This is a genomic window from Pseudoalteromonas sp. BSi20495, assembly GCF_000241185.1.
Lineage (GTDB): Bacteria > Pseudomonadota > Gammaproteobacteria > Enterobacterales > Alteromonadaceae > Pseudoalteromonas > Pseudoalteromonas fuliginea.
This window is the reverse complement of record NZ_BADY01000006.1, coordinates 1-15941: the sequence shown is the minus strand read 5'-3', so window position 1 is coordinate 15941 and position 15941 is coordinate 1. Positions and strand designations below refer to the sequence as shown.

Annotated in this window: 15 protein-coding genes and 1 pseudogene; 9 read left to right on the top strand and 7 right to left on the bottom strand. The window is 36.3% G+C overall.

The window, feature by feature from the left end; translation table 11 throughout:
* Positions 1–78 precede the first annotated feature (78 nt).
* Positions 79–804: an SIMPL domain-containing protein gene (locus P20495_RS19220; RefSeq protein WP_008133523.1), complete on the top strand. Its 726-nt coding sequence runs from the start codon at positions 79–81 to the stop codon at positions 802–804.
* 3 nt (positions 805–807) lie between these two features.
* Here the strand turns inward: P20495_RS19220 and P20495_RS19225 are convergent, their stop codons facing one another.
* On the bottom strand, positions 808–2160 hold the full coding sequence (locus P20495_RS19225; RefSeq protein ID WP_008133521.1) for a DUF2254 domain-containing protein: 1353 nt from the start codon (positions 2158–2160) through the stop codon (positions 808–810).
* Positions 2161–2312: 152 nt separating this feature from the next.
* Here P20495_RS19225 and P20495_RS19230 point away from each other — a divergent pair, with 152 nt between their 5' ends.
* From P20495_RS19230 to P20495_RS19250, 5 genes are all read left to right on the top strand, one after another.
* Positions 2313–2684, top strand: coding sequence for an MAPEG family protein (locus P20495_RS19230; RefSeq protein WP_008133520.1), 372 nt, complete (start codon positions 2313–2315; stop codon positions 2682–2684).
* 14 nt (positions 2685–2698) lie between these two features.
* A complete protein-coding gene (locus tag P20495_RS19235; RefSeq protein ID WP_008133518.1) occupies positions 2699–3331 on the top strand; it encodes a sulfotransferase in 633 nt (210 codons plus the stop codon).
* 48 nt (positions 3332–3379) lie between these two features.
* Positions 3380–3952: a tRNA-(ms[2]io[6]A)-hydroxylase gene (locus P20495_RS19240; RefSeq protein WP_007377157.1), complete on the top strand. Its 573-nt coding sequence runs from the start codon at positions 3380–3382 to the stop codon at positions 3950–3952.
* 333 nt (positions 3953–4285) lie between these two features.
* On the top strand, positions 4286–4732 hold the full coding sequence (locus tag P20495_RS19245; RefSeq protein ID WP_008133516.1) for a response regulator: 447 nt from the start codon (positions 4286–4288) through the stop codon (positions 4730–4732).
* Between the two features lie 460 nt (positions 4733–5192).
* Positions 5193–6017, top strand: coding sequence for an alpha/beta fold hydrolase (locus tag P20495_RS19250; protein WP_008133513.1), 825 nt, complete (start codon positions 5193–5195; stop codon positions 6015–6017).
* A 410-nt stretch (positions 6018–6427) separates the two neighbouring features.
* Here the strand turns inward: P20495_RS19250 and P20495_RS19255 are convergent, their stop codons facing one another.
* The 6 genes from P20495_RS19255 to P20495_RS19280 all read right to left on the bottom strand — a co-directional run bounded on the left by P20495_RS19255 (position 6428) and on the right by P20495_RS19280 (position 13197).
* Complete coding sequence (locus P20495_RS19255) at positions 6428–7387, bottom strand: sugar-binding transcriptional regulator (RefSeq protein ID WP_008133511.1); 960 nt, start codon at positions 7385–7387, stop codon at positions 6428–6430.
* 248 nt (positions 7388–7635) lie between these two features.
* Positions 7636–8637: an ABC transporter ATP-binding protein gene (locus P20495_RS19260; protein WP_008133509.1), complete on the bottom strand. Its 1002-nt coding sequence runs from the start codon at positions 8635–8637 to the stop codon at positions 7636–7638.
* A 10-nt stretch (positions 8638–8647) separates the two neighbouring features.
* On the bottom strand, positions 8648–9412 hold the full coding sequence (locus P20495_RS19265) for a carbohydrate ABC transporter permease (protein WP_008133507.1): 765 nt from the start codon (positions 9410–9412) through the stop codon (positions 8648–8650).
* Positions 9369–10265 carry a carbohydrate ABC transporter permease gene (locus P20495_RS19270; protein WP_008133505.1) on the bottom strand — a complete coding sequence of 299 codons (897 nt, stop codon included), beginning with the start codon at positions 10263–10265 and terminating at the stop codon, positions 9369–9371. Before P20495_RS19270 ends, P20495_RS19265 begins: the two co-directional genes overlap by 44 nt.
* 146 nt (positions 10266–10411) lie before the next feature.
* Complete coding sequence (locus tag P20495_RS19275) at positions 10412–11716, bottom strand: sugar ABC transporter substrate-binding protein (protein WP_007377152.1); 1305 nt, start codon at positions 11714–11716, stop codon at positions 10412–10414.
* Positions 11717–11868: 152 nt separating this feature from the next.
* Positions 11869–13197 (bottom strand): hypothetical protein, encoded by a 1329-nt coding sequence (locus tag P20495_RS19280; RefSeq protein ID WP_008133502.1) that lies wholly within the window; start codon positions 13195–13197, stop codon positions 11869–11871.
* 529 nt (positions 13198–13726) lie between these two features.
* On the opposite strand from P20495_RS19280, the gene P20495_RS19285 reads away from it, so the two are divergent.
* From P20495_RS19285 to P20495_RS19295, 3 genes and pseudogenes are all read left to right on the top strand, one after another.
* Positions 13727–14110 carry a response regulator gene (locus P20495_RS19285; RefSeq protein WP_007377149.1) on the top strand — a complete coding sequence of 128 codons (384 nt, stop codon included), beginning with the start codon at positions 13727–13729 and terminating at the stop codon, positions 14108–14110.
* Positions 14111–14123: 13 nt separating this feature from the next.
* Positions 14124–15029 (top strand): MoxR family ATPase, encoded by a 906-nt coding sequence (locus P20495_RS19290; protein ID WP_008133501.1) that lies wholly within the window; start codon positions 14124–14126, stop codon positions 15027–15029.
* 6 nt (positions 15030–15035) lie between these two features.
* Positions 15036–15941, top strand: a pseudogene (locus P20495_RS19295) (DUF58 domain-containing protein); the annotation flags it as partial.

Below are 15941 nucleotides of genomic sequence, written 5' to 3'. Positions count from 1 at the left end.
TGTTTTTTTGTGCTTGTTCATATTTAATTAACCGCGTACGGTGTTTACTGGGTTTAACAAAATTAAAGGATCGACTTAATGAAAACTCTTACCCTTGTTTTAGGTAGCGCGCTGGCTTTAAATGTACTTAGCTTTGATTCACTTGCTGCAGCTACTCCCGATGCCCCTCATATTTACGTAAAGGGCGAAGCCACTCTTACCACAATGCCGGATTACGTACAGCTTAGTGTAGGTATTACCGAAGTTGATAAGGACTTAATTGCAGCTAAAAATAAAACCGATTTAACCATCGCTAAAGCAATTAAGCTCGTAAAAGAAGTAGGGGTTAGAGAAGGTGATATAAATGCTGGGCAAATTTCAATAAACCGTGATAGTCAATATAACCGCACAACCGGTAATCAAGACTTTAAAGGCTTCAAAGTTTCTCGCACATTAACAGTAAAACTCAGCGATATAAACAAATACCCAGAGTTACTACAAAGCTTAGTTAACAACGGAATTAACGAAATTAACCAAACGCAATTTTTAGCAAGTAACTACAACGAACTACATAAAAAAGCGCAAAAATTAGCAATAAAAGATGCACGCGATGCAGCAAAAGAGTTTAGTGAAGATTATGGCGTTGATTTAAAAGGTTTGTATAGCGCATCACTAAGTCCACTCAATGTGCAATCACAGCCTTATATGCGTGCAGAAAAAGTAATGATGGCTGATAGCGCACCAAGTAATTATGTACCTGATGCCTACCATGCTGGAGAGATTAAAGTAACAGCTTCAAGCTACGCTGTTTACTACATAGATTAAACTTTATTTTTGGTGGTGCTCAAAACGTGCCACCAACTTCTCACCTTGCTCTTCGCTAATGCGGGCAATTGCATTGAGCATATTAGTTATTTCTCTCCTGTCGTATTCATTTGTGACATGTTCATTGATGTCATCAACAATCGCATTTAAATAATTAAACAAGCTGTTTCGTGCATCAGTGTCTTTGTGTGCAATAAACAAAATGTTTTTAAACGCCTCAAGCACGTTTGTCATTACGTATGCATCGCCTTTTGCGTAATTACGAAGCGGCGTAAAGTTGTCATGTAATAATTCGTCAAAGCTTGTTTCATGAAGGTATAGCAATGGGGCATTGTCACTGTGCTTAAACGAGTAGTTAATATCGTTAATTGAAAGCCTTTGAATAAGTAAAATGCTCAGCATATCAATTGATTTAACCGCAGTACCTGGATCGTTTATGCCTGGGCTCATTGCTTTAACCGCAATTTCTGATATTTGCGTCAACCCATAACGATAATGATCGCTAATGTATTCTTCTATATAAAAAATAAAGCAGTCGAGAATTTTATTTATCAGCGCTTCATCGTTTGCTATATCTTTATTACATTTTAAAAACGGGTAACCTTTAACGGTAAAATAACCTTGGTTAACAGAGATATATACCTTTATATCTTGCTCTGCCAAAATGGCACACAGCTTATCGGTATGTACGCCTTTATAATATCCCTCTGTTTTACTGACAACAGAGTGCCACTTGCTAAAGTCTGGAAAGTCTTCAACGGGGTTATCTGATTGCCTTTGTATTATTGTTTTAATTTCGTTTTTAGTTTGGCTAAATAAGCCATTTAACACATTATCAACCTGAATAGCACGAGAGATTGAATGTATAAAAAATACAAATAAACCTAATGAAATCAAGCCAAAAATAAGTGCGAATAACACACCAATTGAAGGAATTGCCGTACTGCCACCATCAAGCTTATTAATATTTATAAGCATAATAATTGAGTAAATTATGCTGCCTAAATAAAAGCCCAAAACCATTTGGTGTGATTTACGCGTAATAAGCCCTGGCACTACGCGAGGCGATAAACTCGCACTGGCCGAATTTAAAACAACCATTACCATCGAAAAACTAAACACGGTAAGCGAAATAATACTGCCTGCTAAAGTGCTTAAAATAGTACGCGCGTTTTCGGCGCTATCAACAAGTACAACCGATATAAACGATTTTAGCTGCTCAATAGGGGCTAAATATTCAACCGACATAGTTATAATGGCAAATACTAAAAAGCCCACTGAAAGCATAGAAGGGTAAAAGCCAATACTGTTAATCATTTCACGGTAACTGTCGGCTACTTTGCGAGGTACAAACATAAAATCCTTATGTAATTTTCTACTTACTTAATACCCTTAGCTTAGCATAGGCATTTATTAAACTTCTGATAATGCTGCTCAAATTTATATGTTATTATCACGCCCACAATAATAAAGCGCATGCTTATGCGATAAAATAACAGGAAAACGCCGTGATCATTTCAACTTATGCTGCATTACTTGCATTGTTTTACATTTATTTGAGCTTTAACGTAATAAAAGTGCGCCGCGCGGAGCAGATATCACTTGGTGATAGTGGTAACGCAACGCTGCAACGTGCTGTGCGTGCCCATGCTAACTTTATGGAGTACGTGCCAATTGCTTTAATTTTACTTTTTTTGGCAGAATACCAAGGGCTTGCTAGCCATTACTGTCATATATTAGGTGGTGCGTTATTAATAGGGCGTGTGTTTCAAAATATAGGCATAGTAGAAAAAAACCTGAAATATCGCCAAATTGGTACTATTGCGACATTTTTAGTGATTATTGTTAGCGCCTTTGTATTGCTAGTGACACGTGGCTAATTAAAGAAAAGTTAATGAGCAAAATATTTATAATAGGTTTACCGCGTACCGGCACTACTAGTGTGTGCCACGCATTTTTAGAGCTTGGTATTACAACGGCGCATACCGCGTATACTAATGCTTGTTTTGAAAATGCCAGCGCAATTGCCGACACTCCCATATTTAATGACTTTAAAGCGCTTGATATTCATTATCCAAACTCTAAGTTTATTTATTTAGAGCGCGAATTGAGTGCGTGGCTTGCATCAATAAAGCAGCTTTTAGCGCGTATGCACACTAATTTAACGCGCGGCGACGGGGGCTTTAATATTCATATAAAACGCTGTTATTTAAACACATTTAGCGAGCTTTCGCTTAATAATATTAGCGACGATAGTTACTTAACTCACTGCTATAAAATACATTTTAATGATGCTCAAACGTATTTTAATAACCGCGACAACGATTTTTTATCCATTGATATAGCAAAACCAGAAAGCTACAAAAAGTTATGCAACTTTTTAGCATTAAAAAGTGATAAAACTGATTTTGAAAAAATGAATATGGGCGGCAAAGTCACCGCATGGAACGATATTAAACACCCGTTAAAAGTTGAATCTACGGCTAAAGGGCGCATAGATAAATTACTGCCTTACAAGATTTTTTAAATCAAATACGTTAAAATCCCCCGCATTATTATTTAAGTTGTACAGAACATGTTTGAATTAAAATACCACACTCCATTTGAATGGACCGAAGTTGTCCTTGCTGACTTTAATACTTTTTTACAAGATCACGCCGCTGCAGAAAAAAAAGCATCGGGTATGGCTATGTCTATGCTTTCGCATTACCCAGACAAACGTAAATTAGTAAAAGCTATGACCGACTTAGCGCTAGAAGAATTAATACATTTTAAACAAGTACTTAAATTACTTTTAGAGCGTGATGTAAACTTAGGCGATGACAAAAAAGATCCGTATATAAAACAAATTCGTGCACTGTTTAGACATGGTCGTGATGGTTTTTTAATGGACCGATTACTGGTTGGCGGTGTAATTGAAGCAAGAGGGCACGAGCGTTTTTCTTTAGTTGCACAAGCACTTCCTGAGGGTAAAGAAAAAGACTTTTATGTTGCTATCGCTAAATCAGAAGAAAAGCATAAAAATCTTTTTGTTGAACTTGCTTACGAGTACTTCGAAAAAGAGGAAGTGGATATACGTTTAGAAGAATTGCTTATAGCTGAAGCAAAAATCTGTGAAAGCATCCCGTTCACGGCAGCACTGCATTAAAACTATTTTAGTTAAACTGTAAAACATAGATAATCAAGTCTGTGTTTTACTTCCTATACAGTAAAAACACCCGCCTTTCTGAACCTCACGGATAACAGCTTAATAAAATTAATTTTGCATCGCAATTTGCTAATCACAATTAAAAATCTTATTGAGCAGTAAATAAGTTACTAATTTTAAACATAAATTACTTGGGCCAATAATTGCTTTATATAAAGAACAGTGGTTATATATTATTAAGTAAATTCTTCAAGCTGCCGATATATACCTACATAGTAAGTAATTAATTTTATATAAGTTACAAACTCAAAAAATACTAGGGGTAAATTATCAATGTCATCAGAAAGTAATGTTAAAGAGTTTGTAAAACCAAAGCCAGCTAATAAAGCGATGCCGAATAACATTTCCTCCATAACACAAAGCCAAAATAAACTTATCAATGTATTGTTGGTAGATGACGATCTTTTAATTGAGATTGTTATAAAAAAAATGCTTGAAGATGAATGTTTTAACGTTGATTTTGCTTCAAGTGCGGCAGAAGCACTTATTATGGTTTCACAAAATAATTATGACATTATTTTAATGGATATAATTATGCCTGAATTTACGGGCACAGATGCGATGCTAAAAATAAGAAAGCACATTGATAAAACCACAACAAAAATTATTGCACATACTTTTAGTGAAAATAAATATATTAATTTAGGTTTTGATGGCCAATTATTAAAACCAGTTAAAAAAAATGTGCTTATTGAAAATATTAAATCCTTATTGGTCTGATTTATAAAAAACAGTAGGGCGGTTCACTGTTTTTATTTATAGCTTACTAAAAACTTAAATTGTAATTTTCAAAGCGCTAATGTTTATTTAGCGCTTTTGTGTATATTAAACCTTTAATTTATTTAAACTTGTAAAAATCCTTTAATAACAATAATTACTTCAAATTATTCCTTCAAAGTATTAGCAACTTCGCTTTTGTAATTGTTGCATATATAAGAGCAAACGTTTCACACTTCTTAAAGTGGTTTAACAATCACAATTATCAAACTCTATAATAATAAAAAACAAATAAACTTATTTAGCCTAAAGCCTAGGTATCGCAAGGGTTTGACTTAAAATTATTATAATTTTTTAATAACTAATAAATGCTCATCTTGGGATGGAATTTGCTTTATAAGGCTATATTCCAATTTTATAGTTTAATAAACATTATAATTTTTTAAATTAACGAGGCACAAGCATGAGCAAAACACAGTACGTTACAGTAGAAGGTCATCAAATTGCTTATCAAGAAATGGGACAAGGAACACCTTTATTATTGATACACGGTATTCCGACTAATAAATTTTTATGGCGAAATGTGATGCCAAAACTTGCATCAAAATATCGGGTAATAGCGCCTGATTTACTAAACTTTGGTGAATCAGATATGCCAAGTAACACTGATGTATCTATAAATGCGCAATGTAGAATAATGTGTAAGTTTATGGAAGAACTCGGTATTTCTAAAGTTAATATTGCTGCACATGATATTGGTGGTGGTGTTGCTCAATTAATGGCTGTAAATCATCCGGAAAAAGTAAACGGGTTGGTTTTAATTGATAGCGTGTGTTTTGATTCTTGGCCAATACCAGAATTTGAACCTTTGCTAGAACCAGATGTGGAAGAAAAAACAACTGTAGATGAATTTGTGGATACATTAAGAGATTTCATGCCCAAAGGTGTTTACGACTCGAGTGTAATGACTGAAGAGTTGATGAAAATATACTTAGCACCATGGAGTAATGAAAAAGGAAAAGCCGCTTTATTTAGTAACATGCGTAGGCTCAATAAAGAATATACCGAAGCTATTACAGGCGAACTTAAAAGCTTACCTCATGAAATACTCATAATATGGGGTAAAGAAGACAAGTTTCAAAAGCCAAAGTATGCGCCAATGTTAGAAGAAGCAATTCCAAATTCGTCATTGGTTTGGATAGATAAAGCCGCACACTGGGTTGTAGACGAACATCCAGATAAAGTGTCTGAGCTTATTGGTGAATTTATGAATGATAAAACATTCTAGTGAATTACTAGGTTTGTTAAAAAAGCTTTTTATTTCAATATGTTAAGTTTTATTGAATAAAGTAGCGATTAGGCAATCACTGTAATACCGCTTGATTATATTAATAACCAAGCGGTATTTTTATATGTTTAAGTAACAAATAGCGTAAAGTGGCAAAACATTAATTTTTAAAATAAGTAGGTTAATGCTTATTAAACAGTCAAAATATCGCGTTTATACGTTAATTAATGAAGGTGAGTAACTTGGTTATGTATTTATTTATGCTATTTAACATAATATAAATTATAGGCTGTCAATTTAAGGGTTATTAGATCATATAGCTAAGTCCAATACTAGATGGTATCGGACATTAAGTGATTTTATTACAATAACAGGTATTATTAATACAGATAATTTATTTCTCAATTTGTTTAATCAATACTTAATAAACGCTCAGCTGTATATTCGTTAGTGATTAATCCACTGATCATGTTTGACCTTACTGCGCCCAAAATGGCTAACACTTTTTCTTCACCAGAAGCTATCGCATAAATCTGTTTGTTAGCATTTGTTTTTAATGGCGTACTTGCTACACGCTGATTAACTGTGCAATCTAAAAGCTTACCGTTTTTATCAAACACCCAACTAATCATTTCACCAACAGCACCAAGATCTTGTAACTCTTTAAGTTCTTGCGCATCAATAAAACCATCTATATGTAATGGCGACTTTTCACCTAAGCTACCAATACCCACAAATGTTACATCGGCATCTTTAGCGAGTTTTAAATTACCGGTAATATTTTGTTGTGCGTGTAACTGTTCTTTTTCTTCAATGCTTCTTGGTAAAACTGGCAATGGCATTGGATAATGTTTTGCATTGGTGTGTTCGGCCATTCTTACTACAACATCATAAGGTGAAGCCGATCCATCCAAAGCCATATTACCTAGCATTGCTACAATTTTATGTTGCGGACAATCAACGGTTCTTAGCTCATCTACACATGAACGTAAAACTCGACCGGTTCCCATAGCAAGTACTTTGGGTTGTTCTGATTTTAAATGACGTTCTATTTCTGCCGCGCCAGCTTGAGCCAAACCTAATGTAGATGAAGGTTCAGATGGATCGCTCGGTACAACTTCACACGAATCTAACCCAAAACGGTTTTTTAATTTTTCTGCTAAATCCATACATTTAGCAATCGGGTGATCTAACCTAACTTTAATTAGACCTTGGCTAACAGATAATGCGACCATTCTTTGTGCAGATTGGCGAGATATATTTAGCTTTTTAGCAATTTCATCTTGTGTGTTACCGCCAACATAATATAACCACCCTGCTCTGGCTGCATCATCTAGCTTTCTAATTTCTGTATTTGATAGCTTTACCACGTAAACCTCTTAAGATAAAAGGAAAATTAAGTCCTTATTTTTATTACATAATTTCAATTATATGTGCTGCTATATAAATTATTTTATTAATTTTGGAGTATCTATTTATTAATAACGTTTTTGTTATTTATAGTTGTAAATATACCATTCCTTAATAAAAAATACCTAGGTTTCATAGGATTATGTAATTAGAATTTAGTTAATAGCACCTTTATAAAGGTGCTATTTAAGGTAATTAAAGATTGGCTCTAGCGAATTGTTAAACCGTTATTATCAAACTTTAATACTTTATCAGCCGGAGCGCTTAGGTAAATACTGTCGCCATATTTTAACGGACAATCACCATCTGCTTTTACTGTTACGGTACCTTTGCCTACAATATATATATGTAAAAAGCTCTCCGATCCTAAATGTTCAATTACACCGACAGTACCAGCCCACGTTCCTTGCTCAGTAGAGAGTGTTATATGCTCTGGTCGTATACCAATACAACTAACATTCGCATCTTCATTTTGTGGAGCATCTATAAAATTCATTTTTGGAGAGCCAATAAAACCAGCTACAAATTTGTTTACTGGGTTTTTATAAAGCTCTAAAGGTGTGCCTACCTGTTCAATAATACCGGCATTAAATACCGCGATTCTATCTGCCATTGTCATGGCTTCGACCTGATCGTGTGTAACATAAATCATTGTTGTTGAAAGGCTTTTGTGTAGCTCTGATATTTCAAGCCGCATATTTACACGTAATGAAGCATCAAGATTTGAAAGCGGTTCGTCAAATAAAAATGCCGAAGGCTGACGTACAATTGCGCGCCCTATCGCTACACGCTGGCGCTGACCGCCCGATAATTGTCCAGGCTTTCGGTCTAAATAATCGGTCAAATTAAGAATTTTAGCGGCGTTAGCAATTTTACTTTCGATTTCTGCTGGGCTAACTTTGGCTCTTTTTAAAGGAAAAGCAATATTGTTACGCACGGTCATATGCGGATATAACGCGTAGGATTGAAACACCATTGCTAAGCCTCGTTTTGCAGGCGGTGTTTTTGTAGCGTCAATGCCATCAATTTCTATATTACCACTGGTGGTATCTTCAAGCCCTGCGATCATACGAAGTAATGTTGATTTACCACAGCCTGATGGCCCAACAAATACGATAAACTCACCGTCTTTAATTTCTAAGTCGAGTGGTTTAATTACGTTAACTTCATCAAAGTTTTTAGTGACTTGTTTTAGTGTGATGCTGCCCATGTGTATTCTCCTATTTTACTGCGCCGAAACTTAATCCACGCACTAATTGTTTTTGACTAAACCAACCAAGTATTAAAATTGGCACAATGGCCATGGCAGATGCTGCCGATAACTTAGCGTAAAATAACCCCTCAGGGCTTGAGTAACTGGCAATAAATGCCGTTAAAGGTGCAGCATTCGCAGCGGTTAAAATAAGTGTCCAAAATGCTTCGTTCCATGACAAAATAACATTTAACAATAATGTTGAGGCTATACCTGGTAAGGCTATTGGTAATAAAACATGAAATATTTCTTCACCAATTGTTGCGCCATCCATACGTGAAGCTTCAAGTATTTCGTTTGGTATTTCTCTAAAGTAGGTGTACAGCATCCATACCATTATTGGTAAGTTAATGAGTGTCATTACAATCACTAAACCTAATTTTGTATCGAGTAGCGCAAAGTCTCGAAACAATAAATAAATCGGAATAAGTACCCCTACTGGCGGTAACATTTTGGTTGAAAGCATCCACATTAATAAATGCTTTGTTTTTTTAGTTTGTACAAAAGCCATAGACCAAGCAGCAGGTACAGCAATTAATAAACCCAGCAAACTTGAACCTAACGATATAACCACAGAGTTCCAAAAATGGTTAAAGTATGGCGAACGTGACAGTACATCGCGGTAATTTTCGAGCGTCCAATCAAACGCATATAAGCTTGGGCTTGCCGATATTGCTTCTGCTTCCGTTTTAAAGCTGGTGATTAACGTCCATAAAATTGGAAAGAAAATCATGCCGCTTATTGTCCATGCTGCAATGGTATAAATTTGCAATAATAACTGCAACTATGCCCCCTGCCGAACCGCCACCTACATCAAATTGAAGTAGTGATTGCGTGTAAATTAAGTACGTTATATTGGTTGACGAATAACCAGGGCCACCGCTGGTTGTAACTAATATTTCAGCAAAGATTGACAGTAAAAATATAGTTTCGATTAAAATAACAGCGGCTACAGCGCGCGATAAGTGCGGCAAAACGATGTAAAAAAACTTACTAAATGGCCCAGCTCCGTCTAAATCAGCCGCTTCTAATTGTTCACGATCTAATGACTGTATTGCTGTTAGTAGTATCAATGCTGCAAACGGTAACCACTGCCAAGACACAATTATGATGATTGAAAATAACGGCATTTGAGCAAAAAAGTCGATAGGTTCAAAGCCAAGCCAAATCGCGAAATGTGCAAATAAGCCATTAACTGGGTTCATTAGCATGTTTTTCCATACCAATGCCGACACAGTTGGCATTACAAAAAATGGGGCTAGTACCATAATGCGAACGTAATTTCGTCCCCATATTGCTTGGTCTAGTAAAATAGCTAAGCCAATACCACCACATATAGTGATAAGTAAAACCCCAGTTACTAGGTAAAGCGTGTTAAAAAATGATTCAAAAAAAGCCGGATCAGTTAGGAAAAATTCATAGTTTAAAAAGCCTACAAACTCTTTATCCCCTGGAACGAGTAAGTTGTAATCAATAAATGAAAAATACAGTGTCATACACAGCGGAACTATCATCCAAGCAAGTAATAAAATTACACTAGGAAGAAGCATAAACCGAGCAAGCGTGCGCGAGTTAGTTGTTGCCATAAAGGTGACCTTAAAAAAGCCAATTCTATTTACTTGTTAACTATCAAGTGAAAATCAGAAACCCTTGATAGTGTTTATAACTAACAAGTAAATAGAATTGACATAAAATATTGGGTAAGTTTGAGTAATTACCCGCCCATTACATGCTATTTAGGATAGCGAGCTTTACGCATTGTTCGCTCAACAAGGTGCTGAGACGTACTAAGTGCTTGCTTAACGGTCATTTGGCCAGTTAATGCTGCTGAAAATTGTTGCCCAACAGCTGTACCAATTCCTTGAAACTCAGGAATAGCAACAAACTGAATACCTACATAAGGCACTGGTTTAACGGTTGGATTTTTAGGATCAGCAGATTGAATAGAATCTAAGGTAATTTGCGCAAACGGTGCTGCGTCCATGTACTTTTGATTACTGTAAAGTGATTTACGTGTACCTGGCGGTACTTTTGCCCAACCTTTCTTGTCGGCTACAAGTTGAGTGTATTCTTTAGATGTTGCCCAGCTAATAAATTTCATTGCGGCATCTGGTTTTTTGCTGCTTGCCGGTACGGCTAAAGTCCAAGACCATAACCAGTTACCGCGTTTACCTAGGCCATTATCTGGCGCAAGTGCAAACCCTACTTTATCGGCAACTTCTGAATCTTTTTTGTTAGTAACAAATGCGCCTGCAACGGTTGCATCAATCCAAATACCACATTTTCCGGTTTGAAATAGTGCAAGGTTTTCATTAAAACCGTTTGCAGATGAACCAGCAGGACCAGATTCTTTCATCACATCGACATAATACTGAAGGGTATTTTCCCACTCTGGGGTATTAAACTGAGGTTTCCAATTTTCATCAAACCAACGCGCACCAAACGAATTAGCCATGGATGTAATAAGCGCAACGTTTTCGCCCCAACCTGCTTTACCACGTAGACAAAGGCCATAAACACCTTCTTTTTTATCTGTCATCGCTTTAGCAGCTTTACGTATAAAGTCCCATGTTGGGGCTTTAGGCATTGTCAGCCCTGCTTTTTCCATTAAGTCAGTGCGGTACATAACCATTGAGCTTTCGCCATAAAATGGCGCAGCATAAAGTTTGTCATTAATCGTTAAACCGCTTCGAATTGCCGGAATTAAATCGTCTAAATCGTAGTTTTCACCTAAATTATCCAGCTCTTTTAGCCAATTTTGCTTGCCCCAAATTGGTACTTCATAAGTACCTATGGTCATAACATCGTATTGGCCGCCCTTTGTTGCAACATCGGTAGTGACACGTTGGCGAAGAATGTTTTCCTCTAGAGTGACCCATTTTAGATCTATATCAGGGTTTTGGCTGGTAAAGTCACTGCTTAATTCTTTCATGGTGATCATGTCACCATTGTTAACAGTCGCTATTGTAATTGTTTCTTTTGCCGCAGCGCCCATGCTTATAAAGCCACACGCGAGCATAATTAATTTATTTTTCATCGGGTATTCCCCATACACGTTATGTTTTAACAAGTGCTATTAAATTGCAATCTATTACCAATTCTATTTATGGCAGTTTTAACGCATAAAACTGCCCGCAAAGTGCCTTTTTAGGTCCTTTGTATAAATAGTTAGACTAGTTGGATAATGATTTAAAATTTAACAGATATTTCAGAAGTGAAGCCGTCAAATCCTTTACCGATTTGGCCGCCCGAATTAACACCTTCATCTTGGTTAACATACTCAACTTTTAAAAGCGTTTTATCGTTAAACCAGTAACCTGCGGCTACCTGAATACGCTCTACTGTGTTGTCTGTTTGTTCAATTAAGTCGGAAGTGTTTTCGGCTTCTGCATAACGAGCCGCTACATATAGCTTTTTAGGGATTAGATATTGTTGTGCTTCAAACACGAAGTACTCAACCGATGAGTCGCCTTCTATTACACTGTTTGAATCAAAAGTAGTGCCGTTTTCATCTGCTATACCGTTTGTACCAAAGTAGGTAATACCGGCAACTGCATTACCAGCGGCATCTGCAAACGTGTAGTCATCAGATGATTTACCAACCATAAAAATTAAGCTAGTTTCGTCAGATGGTTGATAAGCTAAGTTAAGCTGGATGATTGATTGCTCAAGCCCTGGCATTGCGCCAACGTGAGTGTCACGCTCGTTTGAAGGTGACGCTGAGAAGTTATAGTTTTCACCATCGCCAAAGCGATAGTTTGTTGTGGTTACACCATCAAGACTGGCTACGCCGTTTTCAAAACGTAACTGGTCGCCTTGATTGGCTTTTAATAAGTTTAAGCCTGCTTTAAAGCCACCTTCAAATTCTAGAGTACCTTGAAGTCGGTAGTTATAACCTCTGTCTTCTTGAAACGCTTCACCAAAACTAGAAGTCGTAATGTGACCTGTAACATTATAAGCACGTACTACACCACTATCGAAAGTTTCGCTGTAACTTAGCTGTGCGCCGTTTTCGGCGGTTGCGTAATCGGTAATACCATTACCAATAAGTGCATTATTTTGGTTATCTGCGCCGTCTTGAAAACCTTTAAATTGAAATGGTGAGCCACCAATATTACCCAAACGCAGTGTTAAATTTGCGTTTTCTTTTGGTGTGCCATAAAGGCCTAGTAAGTCAAATTCAACACCTGCAAAATCGTTGTGAAATGAAAAGTCACGATCTTCACCACCAAAGTCATTAGGCTCTTCTGCAATATCTATATCGGCAGTGATGAACTCGTTAATATGAAATTTAAGCATTAGATTTGCTCTAATACGGCCAAAACCTGATTCTTGTTCTTCATCTTCTGGACGAAATGCGCCGTCTTTAGCCTGAATTGACTGAAAGTTTTGCATTAGTAAAAAGTCTACGTCAACGCGATCTAAATATTCAGAAATATCAGCCTGTGCTGGAGCCGATGTAGCCATAGCTGCCGCTATGAGAGAAATTGCAAATTTAGTCTTTTTATTATTCAACATAATAAGCTCTTTATTGAGTGTGGTGTGTGATGCCAACTTTATTAAATTGCATATTCATTTAATGAAATTGGTATTAATTCAGTGTGTATAGATGAGGCCAATTGAGCAAAACATTAAATAGGTAATGAAATTGCACTTATGAGCATGAGCTCATCTGGTGAGCATAATCACAGGATGAATTTAGAAGGTCAACGATTTTTTATTACAAAACGTTTACAAAAAATCGAATCTATATGTAAATATTTTTGAATCAATAAGTTAAGTAGCAAATTTGTTACATCAAATTTTGAGGAAATAAGGTTCTGGATTAAGGAATTTGTTGTAGATACATCATTATTGCTCAATACAATTCATGTAAACATAAGTTAGTAGAAGATATAAAAGCAGGTGATCCTTTTAAAATAGGCTGTTGGTCAGACCTATAAACTGTTTATTTATTAGTGTTTTTTAAGTAACGTTCTTGAGCTTATGAAGGGGTTAGCTTAGTATTAAAGCACTTAGATGTATTCAAAATAGAAGTAACCTACATATGGAATTTGTTCGCCCGCTAGAGCCCATCCTCATCATTGACGATGTTAAAGAAATACGTGATTACCTAAACCAGATTTTAACCGAACTAGGTTATGAAGATATTTTAGAAAGTGTAGACTTTAGTTCAGCTAAACCGGTTATTGATGAAAAATCGCCTAACGTAATATTTTTAGATGTAGATTTACCTGACTCTGATGGCACAGATATCCTAGAGTTTATTAATATTACCTACCCTCACGCACACGTTGTAATGTGCTCTGGTCATAACAGTTTTGAAAATGTGCAAAACACGTGGGAGCTAGGTGCTAAAGGGTTTATTGCGAAACCATTTAATGCAAAAAAAGTAGACACCGTAATGAAGCGCCTAGAACTAATAGAATAATAATAAGGTTAGCATGCAAAGTACTGTTACTGCGATTATAGAAGATCTTTCGAGTGTTATATTTGGTAAACAACAACAAATAAAACTGGCACTTACATGCTTATTTAGCGAAGGGCATTTACTCATTGAAGATTTGCCTGGCATGGGAAAAACCACTCTTTCTCATGCATTGTCAGCTGTGTTAGGTTTATCGTATCAGCGTATACAATTTACCAGTGATCTTCTGCCTGCTGATATTCTGGGTACTAATGTATTTAACTCTATCGAGCACAGTTTTACGTTTCATAAAGGCCCTATTTTTAGCCAAGTTGTTTTAGCTGATGAAATAAACCGCGCGGGACCTAAAACACAAAGTGCGTTGCTTGAAGCAATGGAAGAGCAACAAGTAACAGTCGATGGTAAAAAATACTCGCTGCCAAATCCATTTTTTGTGATAGCAACACAAAACCCGCTTTACCAATCAGGTACCTACCCGTTACCTGAGTCGCAATTAGACCGGTTTTTAATGCGCATTAGCTTAGGTTTTCCACCTAAAGAAGCCGAAAAACGCTTAATTTTGAATATGCAAAAACGAGATTACAGCCAATTACCTAAGCGTATTAACCAACAAGAGTTAGCGGCAATTCAAAGCCAAATAAACCAAATCACTTTAAGTAGCCCGGTTATTGACTACATTATAGAGCTTGTTAATTACACACGCACAAGCAACGCTTTTGCTGCATCGTTATCACCTCGAGCCAGTATGGCTCTGGCTAAAGCGGCTAGGTCGTGGGCCTTTATTGATGGTCGTGATTTTGTAATGCCAGAAGATGTTCAAGCCGTATTTGCAAGTGTGTGTCAGCATCGATTAGGTTTGCATAATGAGTCAGGTGAAGCGCAAGTAAACGATATTTTAAAAAACGTTTTAGTTCCGGTATAAATTTTTATGCCAAAAAAAACAGCTAAGCGCCCTTCTTTATTTAAGTCATTTAAGCAAAGTGTATTTAATAAGTTATTAAAAAATAAACATTTAAAAAACTCAATTACACTTGAACACAGAACAATTTATGTACTGCCATCGTCCCTAGGTTGGTACTTTGTAATTGTGGCTATTTTAAACTTTGTGATGGGCATTAACTATCAAAATAATTTAATTTTAATAATGTCTTATCTTATGTTTGTGGTGATGATTATTGCTGTATTAATGGGCTACAGTAACGCTAAAGGCTTAACGGTTAAATTTAAAGATGCATTTAACAGCTACGCTCCTCAAAAACCGAGTATTGTATTTGAATTACAAAGCCCTTCTGTTACCCAATCTATTAATTTAACATATCAAGGTAGTGAGCAAACTCACAAACATACCGGCCAAGTTGATAGTAAACCTCAGTTACTTACACTCAACTTACCCTACAGCTCACGCGGTAAGTACTCAGTGCAACGTATTAAAATAGCGAGTAACTATCCCTTTGGCTTAATAACTGTTTGGAGCTACATTCAATTACAAGAAGGTATATTTGTATATCCGTCGCTTGAACAAGTACACAGTGATGCGCATGTTTCTATGCTTGATGAGCAAGCCGATAAAGGTATTTCTACACAATCTGGTAGCGAAGAGTTTGAGTCTCTTATCCCACATTTACCAGAGATGGGCTTGCAAAGAGTGTCGTGGAAGCATTACGCAAAAACACAGCAGTTGTTAGTTAAAGAGTTTGTAGACTTTAAAACAGCAAATGCGCTTCTCGATTTTACGTTAATGAATGGAGATACAGAGCAGCGCTTAAGCCAGTTATGCTTTTAGTGTGTGAAGCAACCGAGAAAACACCCCTTTTATGTTAAAGCTACCGAATAA